This is a genomic window from Pseudomonas sp. PMCC200344 (assembly GCF_030053095.1).
Lineage (GTDB): Bacteria > Pseudomonadota > Gammaproteobacteria > Pseudomonadales > Pseudomonadaceae > Aquipseudomonas > Aquipseudomonas svalbardensis.
The window spans coordinates 5,945,640-5,964,597 of sequence record NZ_CP125618.1 but is presented as its reverse complement, the minus strand read 5'-3'; the positions used below and the strand labels follow the sequence as shown (position 1 = coordinate 5,964,597).

Below are 18,958 nucleotides of genomic sequence, written 5' to 3'. Positions count from 1 at the left end.
GTTGCCGCCCCAATGACCGCGTTGAAATACCTCCAGGCCTATCCCGCCGCGCTGCAGGACCAAGTGCGCCAGTTGATCGCCGACGGTCGGCTGGGCGACTACCTGAGCCAGCGTTACCCGGAAAAACACCGGGTGCAGAGCGACAAGGCGTTGTACACCTATACGCTGGACCTCAAGCAGGAATACCTGCGTAACGCCCCGGCCATCGATAAGGTGTTGTTCGACAACCGCCTGGACCTGACCCACCGCGCCCTCGGATTGCACACTGCGATATCCCGGGTGCAGGGCGGCAAGCTCAAGGCCAAGAAAGAAATTCGTGTTGCTTCATTGTTCAAGGATGCACCTGCCGAGTTTCTGAAAATGATCGTGGTGCATGAACTGGCGCACTTCAAAGAGTCGGATCACAACAAGGCGTTCTACAAGCTTTGCGAACACATGTTGCCGGGGTATCACCAGGTGGAGTTCGATGTGCGGGTGTACCTGACGTGGCGGGATATGCAATAGAGATCAAAATATCGCAACCGGGAGTGTTTAGATGGATGTAAGCAAGACCAAGAGCAGCTTCTATCGTCGGTTGTACGTGGCGTACCTGATTGATAGCGGGTTGGCCAGTAGCGTCCCGGCGCTGACCGAAGTGACCGGCATGCCCCGGCGCACGGCTCAGGACACCATCGCGGCATTGGCGGATCTGGACATTGTTTGCGAGTTCGAGCAGGAAGACGGTGCGCGCAATCATGCCGGGCGTTATCGGATTCGCGAGTGGGGGGCGATAGATCGGGGGTGGATCGAGCGTAATCTTCGGCAGATCAAAGCGGTGCTGGAATACCCCTGATTGTTGGATTCGCTTTAGATCGCCCCCTCACCCCAGCCCTCCCGAAACGTCGGACCGCCCCAATGGGGAGAGGGGAAAGGGAGCAGATCTTCAAGCCTTTCGAATCCTGAGTTCGACTCGGTAGTTCAAGTCGCCAATTTTCTACATAACACATCGGCCAGTCCCCTCGCCCCTTGGGGAGAGGGTTAGGGTGAGGGGGTGATTCCAGAGTCTGTCGCAAGTCTCAAACCCGGCGCATCCCGATATGCGGAATGTCATCTTCGAGAAATTCCTCGCCCGCCACCACAAATCCGTATTTAGCGTAATACCCCTGCAAATGCGCCTGGGCCGAGAGATAGACCGGTACTTCAGGCCAGCGCTTTTCAACCTGTTTCAACGCCTGTGCCATCAACTCATGCCCAAGCCCTGTACCGCGCGCTTGAGGGGCAATGATCACCCGCCCGATGACCACGTCGCCACCCTGTAACTCCGGGTCGAGCAACCGCAGGTACGCCACCAGCCGATCCCCGTCCCAAGCCATTAAATGGCAGGTGTCACCTTCCAGATCCTGGCCATCGACGTCCTGATAGACGCATTTCTGTTCAACGACAAACACCTCTGCACGTAGCTGCAGAATGGCGTACAGCTGCTCTTTGCCCAGATCGCTGTGGTGTTTGCAAACCCAATCGATTGTCATCTCCTGACTCCTTGAACATCGTCGCTCCGATACTAAGCGCCCAGGCGAAAGATGTCTGTATGGCAGAGAAATCTGTGACAAAGGCCAAAATGCCATCATTCATTTCGCGCGGCCTTGTCTTGTTTGTGTAATCTGAGATGAAGCGCTGTGCAGTGGCTTCGATGAGCTAATGTTAGTACCTGGGTTTGGCAGTACGGGGGCCTTGGAGTTTTGGCTGAAAACATGTCGGGCGTCCCGCCCGCTAAGGATTTTCTAGCATGCCGCAATTGCATCGAGCCTTTGCTTTGATTGGGTTGCTGTTGCTGACTCAAGGCGCGGCAGCGGAAAAGCTGCGATTGGTGGCCGATGCCTGGCCGCCCTTTACCGACGCCACGCTGGTCAACGGTGGGTTGGCCACGGACATCGTCAGCACAGCACTGGCCCGGGCCGGTTATGCCAGTGACTTTGAACAAGTGCCTTGGGCGCGGGCCTTGCAGGGGGTTGGCGAGGGTCGATACGACGTGTTGGTCAACGCCTGGTACACCGACGATCGTACGAAGCTTGGCCAGTTTTCCGGCGAGTACCTGCTCAACCGGGTGCGCTTTCTCAAGCGCAAAGACACACCGATCGAATACAACAACCTGCAACAACTGCATACCTACCCGATAGCGGTGGTGCGCGGTTATGCCTATTCGCCAGAGTTCGATGACGACGTATCGATGCAGAAAGTCCCGGTGCACAGCTTCTCCATGGCGGTGCGGATGGTCGCCGCCGATCGGGTCAAATTGACGCTGGAAGACGAATACGTCGCGCGTTACTTCCTGGCCCGGGAATCAACCAAGGTGCGCAATGCCGTGGAGTTTTTGCCCAAGCCATTGAGCGAGAACAGCCTGCACATCCTGGTCAGCCTGAAGAACCCCAGGCATGAACAGATCGTCGCCGGTTTCGACCGCGAGATCGCGGCGATGAAAGTGGATGGCAGTTATCAGCGGTTGATGAAACAACACGGACTGTAAGCGCCGGTCCCGAGCTCAATCCTCGCCTGTTTCCTTGATGAGGTGCGCTGCCAGCGTCCGCAGTGGCCCAAGTTGACGGCATATCAACGCCAACTGCGTCTGCACCAGCCGTTGGCCTTCATCGATTTCGTCCGGCATCTGTTCAAGCGTATTGGCCAGTGCCTCTTCCTCATCGCTTTGGATCGCAATCGGCAGTTTGCTCGCCAGGCCTTGGGCAATTTCATCGATGCTGGCGGCCAGTCTCACGCCGGCACCGTCGATCAAATGCTCGCGCACGTCGGGCGGTAGCTGGGTTTCCCGGTGTGCGCCCAATCCGGATAAATAGCTGAGCAAGGTGTGCGACAGCACCAGGAAGCGGAATCCGACATCCGCCTCCTTACGGAAATGCCCCGGTTCCATCAGCATGTTGGCGAGCGTCGTCGACAGTGCCGCGTCAGCGTTGTGCGCATTGCGTCGTGCCAGGCGATAAGCCAGGTCGTCGCTTTTGCCAGCGGCGTATTGCTGCATGATCTGGCGCAGGTAAATGCTGTTGCACGTGAGGGTGTTGGCCAGCACTTTATTCAGGCGTCGGCCCTGCCAGTCGGGCAGAAACAGGAACACCGCCAGCCCGGCGATCAGGCTGCCGAGCAAGGTATCGAACAACCGCGGCAGGAACAGCCCGTAACCATCCCCGACCTGGTTGAAGCAGAACAGCACCATCAAGGTGATCGCAGCCGTCGCCAAGGTGTAGCGGGTGGTGCGGTTGATAAAGAACACCACACCGGCGGCGATCGCAAAGCATGACTGGACCAAGGGATTCGGAAACAGATCGAACAGCGCCCAGGCCACGGTCAGGCCGATGGCGGTGCCGATGATTCGCTGGCCGAGTTTGCGGCGGGTGGCGCCGTAGTTCGGTTGGCAGACAAACAGCGTGGTGAGGATGATCCAGTAACCCTGAGACGGGTGGATCAAATGCACCATCCCGTAGCCGATGCTCAGGGCCAGGGGCAAACGCAGTGCGTGACGGAACAGCAATGACGTCGGCGTCAGCTGCGTGCGTAACCGAATCCACACATCCTTGAGGCTACGGGGCGAACGGTCGAGCAGGCTGCTGTCGGTGGCGTCCGCCAGGGCATCGGGGTTGCTGGCATCGCTGAGCAAACGATCGAGCGTGCCGAGATTGGCCGCCAGTGCCCGCAACGAACGCAACAAGCCGCGCCAGGCCGGGTTGCTCTGGATGCGCAGATGTTCGAGGGAGGCATGCAGGTCGCTCAGGGCTTCGGCGAAGCTCGCGTCATAGATGAACGGCTGGCGCATCTGAATCGACTCGGCCAACGCCCGGCAGGCCTTGCCTTGCTGGCGCAGCAGGCGCTGGCAGCGGAACATCACGTCGCTGTGAAAGAACGCGTCGGCCAGGGCGTTGTAAGGGTAGTGCGAGGAACTGGCGCGCTCGTGGATGTCCTGAGCGAGGAAGTACAGCTTCAGGTAACGGCTGACTTTCGAGCCCGGTCGACCGTTGCCGACCCGGTGCAGGATGATTTCCTTGGCGGCGTTCAGTGCTGCCACGACACGGCCGTTTTGCTGCGCCAGTTTCAGTCGACGCGCTTCCACGTCCATCTGCCGGATCGGTTCGAACAGCGACGATTTCAGCTTCAGGTAAAACCCCAGTTCGCGGAACAGCCGCGCCAGGCTCTGCTGTACCGGCTGGTTGGAAAACATCGCCTGCCACAGTACCGACAGTAATCCGTACCAGGCAGCACCGGCCACCAGCAGCACCGGCTCGTGCCAGAAATCGGTCACCGCGCCGCCGCGCTGGTCCACGGCGATCATGGTGTAGACCGATAGAATCAGCGTCGCCGAGGCAATCGCGCCATATCGCTCGCCCAGGGCGCCGAGCATGGTCAGGCAGAACGCGGCCAGGGCAAAGGCGATGATAAAGAGGATGGGGTAGGGGAACAGCAGTTCGACGGACAGCGCAGCGACGGCAAAACACACCAGCGTCACGGCCAGCGCGTTTAGGCGGCCTTGCCAACTGTCGTCGGTCTCGGCCAGAGCGCTGGCGATGATCCCCAGGAACAACGGAATCAGCAGCCCCATTTCATCCTGATACCAACACAACGCCATGGTACCGGTCAGGGCGATAAACACCCGCACGCTGTAGCTGAATTTATCCAGCGCCCAGAGGCGACGCAGAGACTGACTAAAGGGGGTCGATGACATGAAGTGCGAGGGCCTTCCGAGGCAATGATTCTAAATTGAGCCAGTAATGACGCCGACACAATGGCGCCGATCACATCTGACAGCAAAATCTGTTCCTTGATTTCAAACGCGGTCAATGTGGGAGAAGGCTTGCTCGCGAAGAGGCCGGCACATTCAACATTGATGTTGACTGTAAAGCCGCCTTCGCGAGCAAGTCGAATCGTCGCACCGCCGCTCCCACATTTTATTTGTGTACACCCTTGAGTCAGGCGTACTGCGCGGCGGCGTAACCCGAGGCCCAGGCCCACTGGAAGTTGAAGCCGCCCAGATGCCCGGTCACGTCGAGCACTTCGCCGATAAAGTACAGGCCGGGGCTTTTCAGCGATTCCATGGTCTTGGACGACACCTCGTTGGTATCGACGCCACCCAATGTCACTTCAGCGGTGCGATAGCCTTCAGTGCCGGCCGGAACCACTTTCCAGCTCGCCAGTTTTTCGGCGATGTCGGCAATTTCCGCGTGGGTGTACTGCTTCATCGGTTTGGAGACGAACCAGTTATCCGCCAGCAGGTTGGCCATCTTCTTGGTGAAGATTTCCCCGAGCAGGGTTTTCAGCTCGCTGTTCGGACGTTCAGCTTGCTGCTGTTGCAGCCAGCTCGGCACGTCATGGTCCGGCATCAGATTGATCTCTACCGTGTCGCCGGATTCCCAGAACGAAGAGATCTGCAAAATCGCCGGACCACTGAGGCCGCGGTGGGTGAACAGGATGTTCTCGCGGAAACTCTGGTCATTGCAGCTCACCAGGCAATCCACCGACGTACCGGACAGCTCGGTACAAAGCTCCTTGAGCTGATCGGTGATGGTGAACGGCACCAGCCCGGCGCGGGTCGGCAGCAAGTCGTGGCCGAACTGTTTGGCCACCTGATAGCCGAAACCACTGGCGCCCAGCGTCGGGATCGACAAGCCGCCCGTGGCGATCACTAACGATTCGCAGGTGATCTGATCGAGGGTGGTTTGCAGTAGGTAGCCGCGTTCCATTTTCTCGATGTGCTGGATCGAGGTGTCCAGGTGCAGGCTGACGCCGACCTGATCGCACTCGTTGAACAGCATGTCGAGGATGTCGCTGGATTTGTTATCGCAGAACAGCTGGCCGAGTTTTTTCTCGTGATATGGCACGCCGTGCTTGGCGACCATGCCGATGAAATCCCACTGGGTGTATCGGGCTAGGGCGGATTTGCAGAAGTGTTCGTTCTGCGAGAGGAAATTGCTCGGTTCGGTGTACATGTTGGTGAAATTACAGCGGCCACCGCCCGACATCAGGATTTTCTTGCCGGCCTTGTTGGCGTGGTCGAGCAACATCACCTTGCGCCCGCGCCCGGCGGCAGTCAGCGCACACATCAAACCTGCGGCGCCAGCGCCAATGATCACGACTTCGGTAGAGCGCAAAACGGTGTCCTCACACAAATATTAAATTCACCGGGAAACCAATGTGGGAGCGAGCTTGCTCGCGATGAGGCCTGCACATTCAACATAGATGTTGTTTGACAGTCCGCCATCGCGAGCAAGCTCGCTCCCACAGGGGATCTTCGTTGGGCAGAAGATCTCTTACAAGATACGCACGCGCAGCGAACGGCCTTTGATCTTGCCATCATTCAGGCGCTGCAAGGCTTGCTTGGCGATCCCGCGTTCCACAGCCACATAGGCCTGGAAGTCGAAAATCGCGATCTTGCCAACCTGAGCGCCCGGAATACCCGCATCGCCAGTCAATGCGCCAAGAATGTCGCCCGGACGCACCTTGTCTTTACGGCCAGCGCCGATGACCAGCGTGCTCATCACCGGCAGCAGCGGTGCGCCGCCCTGGGATTTGAGGTTATCCAGCTGATCCCAGCTCAACGGCGACTTCTGCAGTTGCTCGATGGCTTGGGCGCGGTGCGCTTCGGACGGTGCGACCAGGCTGATCGCAATACCTTTCTCACCGGCGCGGCCTGTACGGCCAACACGGTGGATATGGATTTCCGAATCACGGGCCAGTTCGACGTTGATCACCATGTCCAGCGCATCGATGTCCAGACCGCGCGCGGCGACGTCGGTAGCAACCAGCACCGAGGTGCTGCGATTGGCGAACATGGCCAGTACCTGGTCACGGTCACGTTGTTCCAGATCGCCGTGCAGGCCGACGGCAGAGATGCCTTTGGAGGTCAGGTGATCGACGGTTTCCTGAACCTGCTGCTTGGTGAAGCAGAAGGCCACGGTGGACGCCGGACGATGATGCGCGAGGACTTTGACCACGGCGTCCATGCGCTCTTCCGGGGAAATCTCGTAGAAGCGCTGCTCGATCTGCGTGTCGTCGTGGAACGCCTCGGCCTTCACTATCTGAGGAGTGCGCATGAATTTCGCCGCCAACTGCTTGATACCCGTCGGGTACGTGGCGGAGAACAGCAGGGTCTGGCGACGCTCTGGGGTCTGGGCAATGATTTCTTCGATGGAGTCGTAGAAACCCATGTCGAGCATGCGGTCGGCTTCGTCGAGGATCAGCGTGTTCAGGCCATGGAGCACCAGCGAACCTTTGCGCAAATGCTGCTGAAGGCGGCCCGGGGTGCCGACGATGATGTGCGCGCCATGTTCCAGAGAGCCGATCTGCGGGCCGAAGGACACGCCGCCACACAGGGTCAGGACCTTGATGTTGTCTTCGGAACGGGCCAGGCGACGGATTTCCTTGGCAACCTGGTCGGCCAGTTCGCGCGTCGGGCAAATGACCAGCGCCTGGCAGCCGAAGAAGCGCGGATTGATCGGGTTCAGCAGGCCGATACCGAAGGCGGCGGTCTTGCCGCTGCCGGTCTTGGCCTGGGCGATCAGGTCCATCCCCTTGAGGATCACCGGCAAGCTTTGCGCCTGGATCGGCGTCATCTGGGCATAACCGAGGGAGTCGAGGTTAGCCAGCATGGCGGCGGACAGCGGCAAAGTATTAAAAGCGGTGGCGATGGTGGTCACGGGACTGGCCTGCAAAACAAAATGTCGCGCAGTGTACCAGTCTCGCTCTCTTCACCTGCAAATTCTGGACGAATAGTCGTAGCAGCTGTCGAGGCACGAGGCTGCGTTGGGCAGCGAAGCGGCTCCGAGGACCGGGGGCGGTCCTGCGGACACGCAACGCAGCCTCGTGCCTCGGCAGCTGCTACAGATCAGTGTTCTATATCGTGCTCGCGGCTGACCATCCGTCGGCCATCCGTTGGTGAAAGCTGAGAAAAGATCGTTGCGGCCAACATCGCCATGATCCCGACCGTTACAAAGGTCAGCTGGAACGCGCCCAAAACCGTGTCCACGCCATCATTGCCGACTTCTGCGGTGAACCCGCCGAGCAAGGCGCCGGCACAGGCAACGCCAAGGCTCAGGGACAATTGCGCGACCACCGACAGCAAGCTGTTGCCGCTACTGGCGCTGGCGTCGTCGAGGTCGATCAGGGTTACGGTGTTCATTGCGGTGAACTGCAAGGAGTTGATCGCCCCCAGAATCGATAGCATCACCAACAGCAGCCAGTACGGCGTTTGCTCGCTGACCAGGCCCATGCTCGCCAGCATTAGCCCCAGCGCCAACGTATTGCCGGTCAGCACGATGCGATAGCCCAAACGTTCGATCAGCGGTCGCGCCACCGACTTGGCGACCATCGCTGCCGCCGCCAGCGGCAACATGCTCATCCCGGCCTGGGACGGCGAGTAACCCAGCGCCACTTGCAGCAGCAACGGCACGAGAAACGGCAAGGCGCCGCTGCCCAGTCGGGCGAACAGGTTGCCGAGGATGCCCACGGCAAACGTCCGGGTCTTGAACAACGACGGTGCGAACAGCGGATTTTCGATGTGCCCGGCCCGCAACCAGTACGCCGCCAGACAGGCCATGCCGGCGAACAGCAGCAACATCACCCGCAAGTGCGGCAGGTGCATTTCGCCGAGACCTTCCATGGCGATGGTGATCAGCACCATCGCTGCGCCGAACAGTAAAAAGCCCAGGCTATCGAAGCGGGTACGTTCGGTGCCGCGCAGGTCGGGGATGAATTTCCACACCGCGTAACAACCGACGGCGCCCACCGGCAGGTTGATCAGGAAGATCCAGTGCCAGGTCAGGTATTCCACCATCCAGCCGCCCATGGTCGGGCCGATCAACGGGCCGAGCAATCCGGGAATGGTGATGAAGCCCATGATCCGCACCAGTTCCGAGCGAGGGTAGGCGCGCAACACCACAAGCCGCCCGACCGGCAACATCAGCGCACCGCCCAGGCCTTGAATCACTCGGGCACCAATCAACAGGCTCAGGGTGCTCGACAGTGCGCAGAGCAACGAGCCGAGGCTGAACAGCAGGATCGCGCCGAAGAAGATTTTCCTGGTGCCGAAACGGTCGGCAATCCAGCCCGAGGCAGGGATCAGCAAGGCGACGGTGAGCATGTAGGCGATGATCACACCTTGCATGCGCAGCGGGTCTTCGGCCAGGTCTCGGGCCATGGCGGGCAGGGCGGTGTTGAGGATGGTCCCGTCGAGGGATTGCATGAAGAACGCGATGGCGACGACCCACGGCACCCAGCGGGCGGTGACAGCGTCGAGAGGCGGGCGGTTGGGCATGGGACCTCTTGTCAGTGAGAATCAGGTAGTCCGTGGTGACCTCTTCGCGAGCAGGCTCGCTCCCACAGGGTGTTCGCTGTCCATGTGGAAGCGAGCCTGCTCGCGAAGCTTTTTACAGGGTCAGCGTGAGTTTGCTGATCAGTGCCCCCGGCAACAACGCCGACGCTGTGGCCCGCTGGCTGTAGGTACTGGCCGACAACATCAGCTCGCGCTCCTCGGTCAACGCTTCCAGCTGCGAACCCAGCAAACTGTAAGCACTGTCATCAAACCGCATGGTGCTCACCGGCGCCTGAATCTCGCCGTTCTCGACCCAGAAGGTCGCAAACCGCGTCATGCCGGTCAGACGTGCCGCCGATTGGTCCGAGTAGTTCAGGTACCACAGGTTGCTGATGTACAGCCCCGTGCCCAATTGCTTGAGAATCTCTGCATCAGGCAGCGTACCGGCCGCCATGTTCACTGCGCTTGGCATTTCACCACCGCTGGCGCCATTGGCGGTCAGGCCGTACTCGGCCGCACTGCGTGAACTGACCATCTGTGCGCCAGCCTTGCCGTTGACGATCAACCCCAGATCGCTGCGCGGATAACCTTCGCCGGAGAATGCCGGGCTCAACGAACCGCTGACCTTTTCATCGACCGACACCAACGGGCTGAACGCACTGTCGCCCGCGTAAAGCTTCTGCAGCGGGCTGTTTTTGCTGGCAATCGACTGCGCCGAGAAACCGCCCCAGCCCAGCATGTCCATGATTTCTCCCAGGGCTGCCGGTGCCAGATAGGCGCGGTACTGACCCGGCGCCAGGGTGTGTTGCGGTCTGCCGAGAAACGCCAACTGCTCGCGCGCCTGCGCAAAGCGCTTGGCAAAACCTTCGCTTTTCCAGTCGTGCCCGGCGTAACAGGCTTTAACCGCTTGGCCGTTTTCATGGACCAGACTGAAATCAAAGTTGAAGCTGTTGGCCTGATGCCAGCCGAACGCGCCCGAAGAACTGGCGAAGCCGCGACTGATCGGGCCGGCGGCGTAGAAACCCACCAGGTCCAGCCCTTCGGCGGCCTGGGTGATTTCAGCGACCACTTGCTCGGTGTCCGGCAGCGGATGATCTTGAACATTCTTGCTCTGCCAGCCGTTGTGGTTGAGCAGCAGGTAGGGATCCTGCGGCAGCAACGGCAAGGTTTCGCGCAGCTGTTGCAGACCTTCGGCCAGGCGCTGAGTATCGACTTCAGCATCACCGGAAAGGGTGATGTTCAGGTCGGCATGGCGACCGTCTTTGATCAACTTGAAACCGACGCTCGCCTGCTGCACCTGACCGGCCTGACGCACCTTGGCGTGGTTGAAGCGCACGAAGGCCGACGATTCCGCGGCGTAACTGAGGGTGAACTGTTCCGGCTCGCGAATCGCGTCGCGCAGCCAGTTGACCAAGGCCTTGAACGCATCGGCCTGACTTTTTGAAGTACTCATCAGGCATCCCCCCCAAACACATCAACGTTGCTGAACACACAGGCCGGTGACGCATGGCCGACGCGGATCACCTGGTTCGGTTCGCCCTTGCCGCAGTTCGGTGTGCCCAGGACCTTTACGGTGTTCGCATCGCCGACGGCGCTGAGGCTTTTCCAGAACTGAGCGGAAATCGCCCGGTAGTTGGGGTTCTTCACCACGCCTTTGAGTTCGCCGTTTTCGATCAACTGAGCCCATTCGCAACCGAACTGGAATTTGTTGCGCGCATCGTCGATGGACCACGAGCGGTTGGTACTCATCAAAATCCCGTGCTCGATGTTACCGATCAGCTGTTCCAGCGGTTGATCACCGGGTTCGATGTTCAGGTTGGCCATGCGGTCGATAGGCGGACGGTTCCAGCCGCAGGCGCGGCTGTTGGCAACACCGTCCATGCCGGCACGGAATTGCGACAGCGCGCCGCCCAGTGGACGCAGCAGCAAACCTTCGCGGATCAGGAATTGTTTGCTCGCCGCGGTGCCGTCGTCGTCATGTCCGTAGCTGGCGAGTTGTTCGGGAATGTCCGGGTCGAAGGTCACGTTGAGCAGTTTGGATCCGTACTGCAGGCTGCCAAAGTCTTCGGCCTTGACGAAACTGGTGCCGGCGTAATTGCGCTCGTCACCGAGGATGCGGTCCAGTTCCAGCGGGTGACCGATGGACTCGTGGATCTGCAGCATCATCTGGTCCGGCATCAACAGCAGGTCACGCGGGCCTTTCGGGGTGTTCGGCGCCAGCAGCAATTGCAGCGCCTGATCGGCGATTTTCGGGCCGGCACCAACCAGGCCGCAGCGGCTGATCACATCAAAGCCGCCTTGTTGGCCGAAATTTTCGCGGCCCAGGGTACGGGTCTGGCTGTCATTGCCGTCGTAGGCGGTGACGTCCACGCTCGGGTAGACGAAACGCTGGGCCTGGCGCAGTTCGGCGCCGGCATTGCTGAGGTAGATCTGTTCGACATTGGTGATGCCGATGCTCACTTCCCAGTTCACCAGTCGCTCGTCCTTGGGCACGGATGCGGATTCGGCGCCGAGCAGTTGGTAGCAATCACTCAGGGACGGGAAGGGCTGGTCGAGGTTCGGCGAAAAGTAATCGGCGCGGTCGCTGGAAACGGCTTGCTCGCGCAGGTCGAGCAGGGCGTGGGGCTTGAGTCGGCGGGCTTGCTGCTCGGCTCGCTCCAGCGCGGCTTGCAGGCCGGATTGCGACAGGTCATTGGTCGCGGCATAGGCTTCGACGCCGTTGACCCGAACGGTCAGCATCGCGCCTTCGTCACGGCTCAGGCTCGGAGGTTCGGCGACATTCTTGCGCACCGACAGGTACTGGCCGGACTCGCGCACATAACGCAGCGAAAAGAATTCAGCGCCCGTGCGCAAGGCCGCGAAACGCTGCTTGAGCTGGGGGTGGAAATCGAACATTCGGGAACCTCCTTGGTATGGAGTGGCGGTGTATCGATGTCGCGAGGGGGGAAACGTTTGCGTGGCGCTAGATTAGGCCTGCGTGGGGGGTAGGATCAAGCGCGGAGCGGTGTAGGAAGTGATTACCAGGAGAGGTGCTGTGTTTCGTAGGGCCCCTTCGCGAGCAGGCTCGCTCCCACATTTGGTCTTTGGTGTTCACAGAATCTGTGTTCACTGAAGATCCCCTGTGGGAGCGAGCCTGCTCGCGAAGGCCGCGCCTCGGTATAACGGTCTTACTGAGCAGTCAGGCTCACATCCCGCAACGGCTTGCCACGCACCGGCGCATCGCCGGCCACGAAGTAGGCAGCCTTGCTACGCGGCAATGGCTTGCGACCACGGATCTTGTCGGCGATTTTCTCGGCGATCATGATCGTCGGCGCGTTCAGGTTGCCGGTGGTGATGATCGGCATGATCGAGGCATCAACCACACGCAGGCTCTGCATGCCGTGCACACGACCTTCAGCGTCAACCACCGCCATTTCGTCGGTGCCCATCTTGCACGAGCAGGACGGGTGGAACGCGGTTTCGGCGTGTTCGCGGATGAACTTGTCCAACTGCTCATCGGTTTGCACGTCGATGCCCGGGCTGATCTCGCGGCCACGGAAAGCGTCCAGTGCAGGCTGCTGCATGATTTCACGGGTCAGGCGGATGCCGTCGCGGAATTCCTGCCAGTCCTGCTCGGTGGCCATGTAGTTGAACAGGATGCTCGGGTACTCGCGCGGATCCTTCGACTTGGCCTGAATCCGACCACGGCTCGGCGAACGCATGGAACCCATGTGCGCCTGGAAACCGTGCTCTTTCACGCCGTTGCTGCCGTTGTAGTTAATGGCAACTGGCAGGAAGTGGTACTGGATGTTCGGCCAATCGAATTCTTCGCGGGTACGGATAAAACCGCCGGCTTCGAACTGGTTGCTGGCGCCGATGCCGGTGCCGTTAAACAGCCACTCGGCGCCGATGGCCGGTTGGTTGTACCAAAGCAGCGACGGGTACAGCGAGACCGGTTGGGTGCACGCGTATTGCAGGTACAACTCGAGGTGATCCTGCAGGTTTTCGCCGACGCCTGGCAGGTCATGGACCACCGGAATGTCGAGCTTGTTCAGCAGTTCGGCCGGGCCGACACCAGAGCGTTGCAGAATCTGCGGCGAAGCGATGGCGCCAGAGCACAGCAGCACTTCTTTGCGGGCGCGGGCTTCAACACGCTCTTCAGCGGCGCCGATCAAGTAACGCACGCCGACTGCACGCTTGCCTTCGAACAGAATCTTGTCGGTCAGGGCGTGGGTGACGATGGTCAGGGTCGAGCGCTTCTTGGCGATGTCCAGGTAACCGCGAGCGGTGCTGGCGCGACGGCCGTTCGGCGTCACGGTGCGGTCCATCGGGCCGAAGCCTTCTTGCTGGTAACCGTTGAGGTCTTCGGTGCGCGGGTAACCGGCTTGCACGCCCGCTTCGACCATCGCGTGGAACAGCGGGTTGTTGCCGGCTTTCGGCGTGGTCACGCTGACCGGGCCGTCGCTACCGTGGTAGTCGTTCGCGCCGATGTCCCGAGTTTCAGCCTTGCGGAAATACGGCAGGCAGTTCAGGTAATCCCAGTCTTCCAGACCTGGCAGTTTGGCCCAGTTGTCGTAGTCCATCGCGTTGCCGCGGATGTAGCACATGCCGTTGATCAGCGAAGAACCACCCAGGCCCTTACCGCGACCGCATTCCATCCGGCGACCGTCCATGTGTGGTTCTGGATCGGTTTCGTAGCCCCAGTTATAGCGACGACCTTGCAGCGGGAACGCCAAAGCGGCTGGCATTTGCGTGCGGAAGTCTAAACGGTAGTCCGGGCCGCCTGCTTCGAGCAGCAGGACGGTGACGCCTTCGTCTTCAGTCAGACGGGTCGCCAGGGTGTTACCGGCCGAGCCGGCACCGATGATGATGTAATCGAATTCTTGGGACATTAAATGCACCCTCTTTGAAGTTGGTTCAGGTCGCCTGTAGCAGCTGCCGAGGCACGAGGCTGCGTTGGGTCGCGCAGCGACCCTCTGAGGGCGGTCCTGCGGACACGCAACGCAGCCTCGCGCCTCGGCAGCTGCTACAGGGTTTTCAGCCGGGGCTTAGAAAACCGAGGCGTAATCGCCCAGTTCGACCTGTACCGATTTGATGCGTGTGAAGTTGTTCAGCGAGCTGATGCCGTTCTCACGGCCCACGCCCGACTGCTTGTAGCCGCCGACCGGCATCTTGGCGTCGGACTCGCCCCAGGCGTTGATCCAGCAGATACCGGCTTCCAGTTGATGAATCACGCGGTGAGCGCGGTTCAGGTCTTTGGTGACGATGCCAGCCGCCAGGCCGAAGTCGGTGTCGTTGGCGCGACGGATCACTTCTTCTTCGGTTTCGTAGGTCAGGATGCTCATCACCGGGCCGAAGATTTCTTCGCGAACGATGGTCATCTCGTCGGTGCAGTCGGTGAACACGGTCGGTGCCACGAACGCGCCTTTGGCGAATTCGCCTTCGGTCAGACGGCTGCCGCCGCACAGCACGCGAGCGCCTTCTTCCTTACCTTTGGCGATGTAACCCAGCACGCTTTCCATGTGGGCGAAGCTGACCAGAGGACCGAAGTTGGTGTTCTCGTCTTCCGGGTTGCCGACGCGGATGCGCGCAACGCGTTCAACGATCTTGGCTTCGAAAGCGGCTTTCAGGTGGCTTGGCACGAACACGCGAGTGCCGTTGGTGCAGACCTGACCGGAGCTGTAGAAGTTGGCCATCATCGCGGTGTCGGCGGCGCGATCGAGGTCGGCGTCGTCGAAGATGATCAGCGGGGACTTGCCACCCAATTCCATGGTCACGTCTTTCAGCGACGAAGCAGAAGCGCTGGCCATCACCTTCTTGCCGGTGTCGGTGCCGCCGGTGAAGGAGATTTTTTCGATGCGTGGGTGCTCGGTCAACCAGGTACCGACTTCACGGCCGCTGCCGGTCAGCACGTTGAACACGCCAGCCGGAACGCCAGCTTCGGTGTAGATCTCGGCCAGTTTCAGCGTGGTCAGGGAAGTGACTTCGCTTGGCTTGAAGATCATCGCGTTACCGGCCGCCAAGGCAGGTGCGGATTTCCACAAGGCGATCTGGATCGGGTAGTTCCACGCGCCGATACCGGCCACGACGCCCAGCGGCTCGCGACGGGTGTAGACGAACGAAGTGGTGCGCAGCGGAATCTGCTCGCCTTCGATGGCCGGCACCAGACCTGCGTAGTACTCCAGCACGTCAGCGCCGGTGACGATGTCGACGTACTTGGTTTCGGAGAACGACTTGCCGGTGTCCAGGGTTTCCAGGGCAGCCAGTTCATCGTTGCGCTCGCGCAGGATGTCGACGGCACGACGCAGGATGCGCGAACGCTCCATGGCGGTCATTGCGGCCCAGATTTTCTGGCCCTTTTCGGCGCTGACGACGGCGCGCTCAACGTCTGACTGGGTCGCACGTTGTACGGTTGCGAGGACTTCACCGTTAGCCGGGTTGATGGCTTCGAAGGTGGCGTCGCTGCTGGCGTCACTGTAGCCGCCATCGATGTAGAGTTTTTGCAGTTCGAAACGGGCCATATAGTCCTCGCAAGAGCATAAGTTGGTTGGCGGTAACCACCGGGCGTGCCTTATAGCTTGGGCAACGCTGGTCAGTGGCAGTTCAGGTGCTGAGCGGTTCTGTGTGCTCTAACTCACCTGCTTGGCCAGTTGGAAATCCATGTATTCGTAAGCGATCTGGTGCGCTTGCCCGGTGTCGAAAGCATCTCCCGACAGCGCACCGCGCAACCACAAACCGTCGATGAGGGCTGCCAGACCGCGGGCTGCACTGCGCGCGTCTTCGAGCGGCAATACACGGCGGAACTGGCAGCACAGGTTGGAATACAGACGGTGATCGTTGATCCGCTGCAACCTGTGCAAAGACGGGTGGTGCATGCTGGTGGCCCAGAAGGCCAGCCAGGTTTTCATTGCCGGGCCATTGACCTGGCTGGCGTCGAAGTTGCCTTCGATAATCACCTGGAGGTGAGCCCGTGGGCTGCTGTCCTCCAGCGCCTGACGACGCGCGGTGACGTTCTCGCTGAGGACACTCATCAGATACTGCGCCGTGGCAGCGATCAGGCCGTTCTTGTCCTGAAAGTAATGACTGATGATGCCATTCGAGACACCGGCCAAACGGGCGATCAGCGCAATGCTGGCGTCCCCCATTCCGACCTGATCTACCGCCTGCAATGTGGCTTCGATCAACTGCTGGCGGCGGATGGGTTGCATACCGACCTTGGGCATCTTGCACATCTCCTTAGGCCTTCCGGCGGACGTAAAACGTCTATCGGATTGAAGGCCAGTCTATTTTGTTTTGATTGAACGTTCAATCAACAAAGAATAAGATCTGCGACAATTCGTCGCTGCCTACAGGTTTTTCCTACACGTAGTTGGCGGAAAAACGACGTCTGAAAACGCTCGAAACCCCCGCGCACTGGCGCTCCCGGGCTTCGGGCTTTTTTCGGGCTGTCTTTATATCACCCGCCGGTCGGCTGCCAACTAACCGATTGGTCGGGTAACGCGTTGCCTTGTGTTCTTCTCTCGCACTGCCTGGAGCATCTGTGCCATGAGTTCTGCCTCTCTAATAAAGACCCCACCCGAGAAGGTGACGGTCAACGGTTGGGTGTTCTACACCTCTACCGCGTTGATCCTGTTGTTGACCGCCATTCTGATCATCGCCCCGCAAGAGGCCGGCAGAGTGCTTGGTATTGCCCAGGCCTGGTTGTCCCGCAGCTTCGGCTGGTACTACATGGTGGTGATCGCCGCTTATCTGGTCTTTGTGGTCGGCCTGGCGTTTTCGTCCTACGGCAAACTCAAGCTGGGCAGTAAGGACGACACGCCGGATTTCAGCTACGGCGCCTGGGCGGGGATGTTGTTCTCGTCGGGTATCGGCATCTCGCTGCTGTACTTCGGTGCTTCCGAGCCGCTGGACCACTACTTCAATCCGCCGGAAGGCGTGGCCGCCAGCAACATGGCGGCACGTCAGGCGGTTCAGCTGACGTTCCTGCACTGGGGTCTGCATGGCTGGGCGATCTACGCATTGGTCGGTCTGGCCGTGGCCTATTTTGCTTACCGTCATAACCAGCCGCTGGCGTTGCGTTCGGCGCTGTATCCGCTGGTGGGCGAGCGTTGGGTCAAAGGCGCCGCCGGTCATGCGGTGGACGGCTTCGGCATGTTCGTGACCCTGCTGGGTCTGGTGACAAACCTGGGGATTGGTTCGCTGCAAGTGTCGTCGGGGCTTGAAAACCTGTTCGGCATGGAACACAGCAACACCAACCTGATGATCGTGATCATCGTGATGAGCACCGTGGCGACCATCGCTGCCGTGTCCGGCGTGGAAAACGGTATTCGCCGTCTGTCCAACCTGAACATCGTGCTGTTCAGCGGCCTGCTGATTTTTGTGTTGTTGTTCGGCCCGACCCTGCACTTGCTCAACGGCTTCGTGCAAAACATCGGCGACTACCTGAACGGCGTGGTGCTGAAGACTTTCGACCTTTATGTGTACGAAGCCGACAACGCCAAATCCGAGCGCTGGTTGGGTCTGTGGACCCTGTTCTACTGGGCCTGGTGGATTTCCTGGGCGCCATTTGTGGGCATGTTCATCGCGCGTATTTCCCGTGGTCGCACGGTGCGTGAACTGGTAGCCGGTGTGTTGCTGATTCCACTGGGTTTCACCCTGGCATGGTTGTCGATCTTCGGTAACTCGGCCCTGGACCTGGTGATGAACCATGGGGCGGTGGAGCTCGGCAAGACGGCGCTGGAACAGCCGTCGATGGCGATCTACCAACTGCTTGAGCACTACCCAGCGTCGAAAATCGTGATCGGGGTGTCGATCTTTGTCGGTTTCGTGCTGTTCCTGACCCCGGCGGATTCCGGCGCGGTGATGATGGCCAACCTTTCCTGCAAGGGCGGTAACGTCGACGAAGACGCCCCGCACTGGCTGCGGATCTTCTGGTCGGCGGTGATCACGCTGGTGACCATCGGCCTGCTGTTCGCCGGTAACTTCGAAGCCATGCAAACCATGGTGGTGCTGGCCGGGCTGCCGTTCTCGGTGGTGCTGGTGTTCTTCATGTTCGGCCTGCACAAGGCGATGCGCCAGGACGTGCAGATCGAACAGGAGCAAGCGGAGCTCGCAGCCCGCGGTCGTCGTGGTTTCAGCGAGCGTTTGACGCAGCTGGACTTGCAGCCGAACCAGTCGATTGTTCAGCGTTTCATGGACAAGCAAGTCAGCCCGGCGCTGGAAGATGCGGCGGTGCAATTGCGTGCCCAAGGCCTGGACGTGCAAACGTTGCTGGGCAAGTCGAAGCGTTGCATGGGCGTGCGGATCGAGATGGAAGAGGGCAACCCTTTTGTCTACGAAGTGAGCCTGGACGGCTACCTGGCCGCGGCGAGCGAGACGGTGTCGGCTGAAAGCGCCGATGAACCCCGCGCACGTTACTACCGCGCCGAGGTGTACTTGCACAACGGCAGTCAGGACTACGACTTGATGGGCTTCACTCAGGATCAGATCACCCGTGACGTGCTCGATCAGTTTGAAAGCCATCGGCAGCTCCTTGGCCGGGTTTATAGCTAAAACTTGAGGTCTGCGGTGCAAGTAGCTGCACCGCAGCTCTCACTGTGGTGAGGGGATTCTGTGGTGAGGGGATTTATCCCCGTTGGGTCGCGCAGCGGCCCCAAAATCTTTACGACTGCTGCGCAGCCGAACGGGGATAAATCC

Annotated in this window: 14 protein-coding genes; 4 read left to right on the top strand and 10 right to left on the bottom strand. The window is 60.1% G+C overall.

The annotated features are described in order from the left end of the window. The first annotated feature begins 12 nt into the window (after window positions 1-12). Together QFW87_RS27390 and QFW87_RS27385 are read left to right on the top strand one after the other, a co-directional pair. The gene (locus tag QFW87_RS27390) at window positions 13-504 is read left to right on the top strand and encodes a M48 family metallopeptidase (RefSeq protein WP_008151965.1); all 492 of its coding nucleotides are present in this window, start codon (window positions 13-15) and stop codon (window positions 502-504) included. A 31-nt stretch (window positions 505-535) separates the two neighbouring features. After that, window positions 536-832, top strand: coding sequence for a winged helix-turn-helix domain-containing protein (locus tag QFW87_RS27385; RefSeq protein ID WP_123369167.1), 297 nt, complete (start codon window positions 536-538; stop codon window positions 830-832). A gap of 223 nt (window positions 833-1,055) precedes the next feature. On the opposite strand, the gene QFW87_RS27380 is transcribed toward QFW87_RS27385, so the two are convergent. Beyond that, entirely contained in the window at window positions 1,056-1,508 is a 453-nt protein-coding gene (locus tag QFW87_RS27380) for a GNAT family N-acetyltransferase (RefSeq protein ID WP_283189306.1), read from the bottom strand. Between the two features lie 257 nt (window positions 1,509-1,765). Between QFW87_RS27380 and QFW87_RS27375 the strand changes: the two genes are divergently transcribed. Further along, window positions 1,766-2,503 (top strand): transporter substrate-binding domain-containing protein, encoded by a 738-nt coding sequence (locus QFW87_RS27375; protein WP_283181988.1) that lies wholly within the window; start codon window positions 1,766-1,768, stop codon window positions 2,501-2,503. Between the two features lie 15 nt (window positions 2,504-2,518). Here the strand turns inward: QFW87_RS27375 and yccS are convergent, their stop codons facing one another. From yccS to betI, 9 genes are all read right to left on the bottom strand, one after another. Continuing rightward, the gene (gene yccS, locus QFW87_RS27370) at window positions 2,519-4,702 is read right to left on the bottom strand and encodes a YccS family putative transporter (protein ID WP_283181987.1); all 2,184 of its coding nucleotides are present in this window, start codon (window positions 4,700-4,702) and stop codon (window positions 2,519-2,521) included. A gap of 244 nt (window positions 4,703-4,946) precedes the next feature. Further along, entirely contained in the window at window positions 4,947-6,125 is a 1,179-nt protein-coding gene (locus QFW87_RS27365) for an NAD(P)/FAD-dependent oxidoreductase (RefSeq protein WP_283189305.1), read from the bottom strand. A gap of 159 nt (window positions 6,126-6,284) precedes the next feature. Continuing rightward, entirely contained in the window at window positions 6,285-7,670 is a 1,386-nt protein-coding gene (dbpA, locus tag QFW87_RS27360) for an ATP-dependent RNA helicase DbpA (protein WP_283189304.1), read from the bottom strand. 188 nt (window positions 7,671-7,858) lie between these two features. Then, window positions 7,859-9,286 carry a multidrug transporter subunit MdtD gene (gene mdtD, locus QFW87_RS27355; RefSeq protein ID WP_283189303.1) on the bottom strand — a complete coding sequence of 476 codons (1,428 nt, stop codon included), beginning with the start codon at window positions 9,284-9,286 and terminating at the stop codon, window positions 7,859-7,861. A gap of 112 nt (window positions 9,287-9,398) precedes the next feature. Beyond that, window positions 9,399-10,736: a TldD/PmbA family protein gene (locus QFW87_RS27350; RefSeq protein WP_283189302.1), complete on the bottom strand. Its 1,338-nt coding sequence runs from the start codon at window positions 10,734-10,736 to the stop codon at window positions 9,399-9,401. Next, window positions 10,736-12,178, bottom strand: a complete 1,443-nt coding sequence (locus QFW87_RS27345; RefSeq protein WP_283189301.1) for a TldD/PmbA family protein — start codon at window positions 12,176-12,178, stop codon at window positions 10,736-10,738. The genes QFW87_RS27350 and QFW87_RS27345 overlap by 1 nt, the downstream gene beginning before the upstream one ends. A gap of 272 nt (window positions 12,179-12,450) precedes the next feature. After that, window positions 12,451-14,154, bottom strand: a complete 1,704-nt coding sequence (gene betA, locus QFW87_RS27340) for a choline dehydrogenase (RefSeq protein WP_283189300.1) — start codon at window positions 14,152-14,154, stop codon at window positions 12,451-12,453. Between the two features lie 156 nt (window positions 14,155-14,310). Continuing rightward, entirely contained in the window at window positions 14,311-15,783 is a 1,473-nt protein-coding gene (gene betB, locus QFW87_RS27335; protein ID WP_283181980.1) for a betaine-aldehyde dehydrogenase, read from the bottom strand. Between the two features lie 108 nt (window positions 15,784-15,891). After that, on the bottom strand, window positions 15,892-16,485 hold the full coding sequence (gene betI, locus QFW87_RS27330; RefSeq protein WP_283181979.1) for a transcriptional regulator BetI: 594 nt from the start codon (window positions 16,483-16,485) through the stop codon (window positions 15,892-15,894). 379 nt (window positions 16,486-16,864) lie between these two features. On the opposite strand from betI, the gene QFW87_RS27325 reads away from it, so the two are divergent. After that, complete coding sequence (locus QFW87_RS27325) at window positions 16,865-18,814, top strand: BCCT family transporter (RefSeq protein WP_283190960.1); 1,950 nt, start codon at window positions 16,865-16,867, stop codon at window positions 18,812-18,814. Window positions 18,815-18,958 lie beyond the last annotated feature (144 nt).

Bases quoted from the DNA above. Each gene is read 5' to 3' on its own strand.
- QFW87_RS27375 (WP_283181988.1), top strand. From the start codon at position 1,766: ATGCCGCAATTGCATCGAGCCTTTGCTTTGATTGGGTTGCTGTTGCTG.
- QFW87_RS27380 (WP_283189306.1), bottom strand. From the start codon at position 1,508: ATGACAATCGATTGGGTTTGCAAACACCACAGCGATCTGGGCAAAGAG.
- QFW87_RS27350 (WP_283189302.1), bottom strand. From the start codon at position 10,736: ATGAGTACTTCAAAAAGTCAGGCCGATGCGTTCAAGGCCTTGGTCAAC.
- betI (WP_283181979.1), bottom strand. From the start codon at position 16,485: ATGCCCAAGGTCGGTATGCAACCCATCCGCCGCCAGCAGTTGATCGAA.
- betA (WP_283189300.1), bottom strand. From the start codon at position 14,154: ATGTCCCAAGAATTCGATTACATCATCATCGGTGCCGGCTCGGCCGGT.
- mdtD (WP_283189303.1), bottom strand. From the start codon at position 9,286: ATGCCCAACCGCCCGCCTCTCGACGCTGTCACCGCCCGCTGGGTGCCG.
- yccS (WP_283181987.1), bottom strand. From the start codon at position 4,702: ATGTCATCGACCCCCTTTAGTCAGTCTCTGCGTCGCCTCTGGGCGCTG.
- betB (WP_283181980.1), bottom strand. From the start codon at position 15,783: ATGGCCCGTTTCGAACTGCAAAAACTCTACATCGATGGCGGCTACAGT.
- QFW87_RS27385 (WP_123369167.1), top strand. From the start codon at position 536: ATGGATGTAAGCAAGACCAAGAGCAGCTTCTATCGTCGGTTGTACGTG.
- QFW87_RS27345 (WP_283189301.1), bottom strand. From the start codon at position 12,178: ATGTTCGATTTCCACCCCCAGCTCAAGCAGCGTTTCGCGGCCTTGCGC.
- QFW87_RS27390 (WP_008151965.1), top strand. From the start codon at position 13: ATGACCGCGTTGAAATACCTCCAGGCCTATCCCGCCGCGCTGCAGGAC.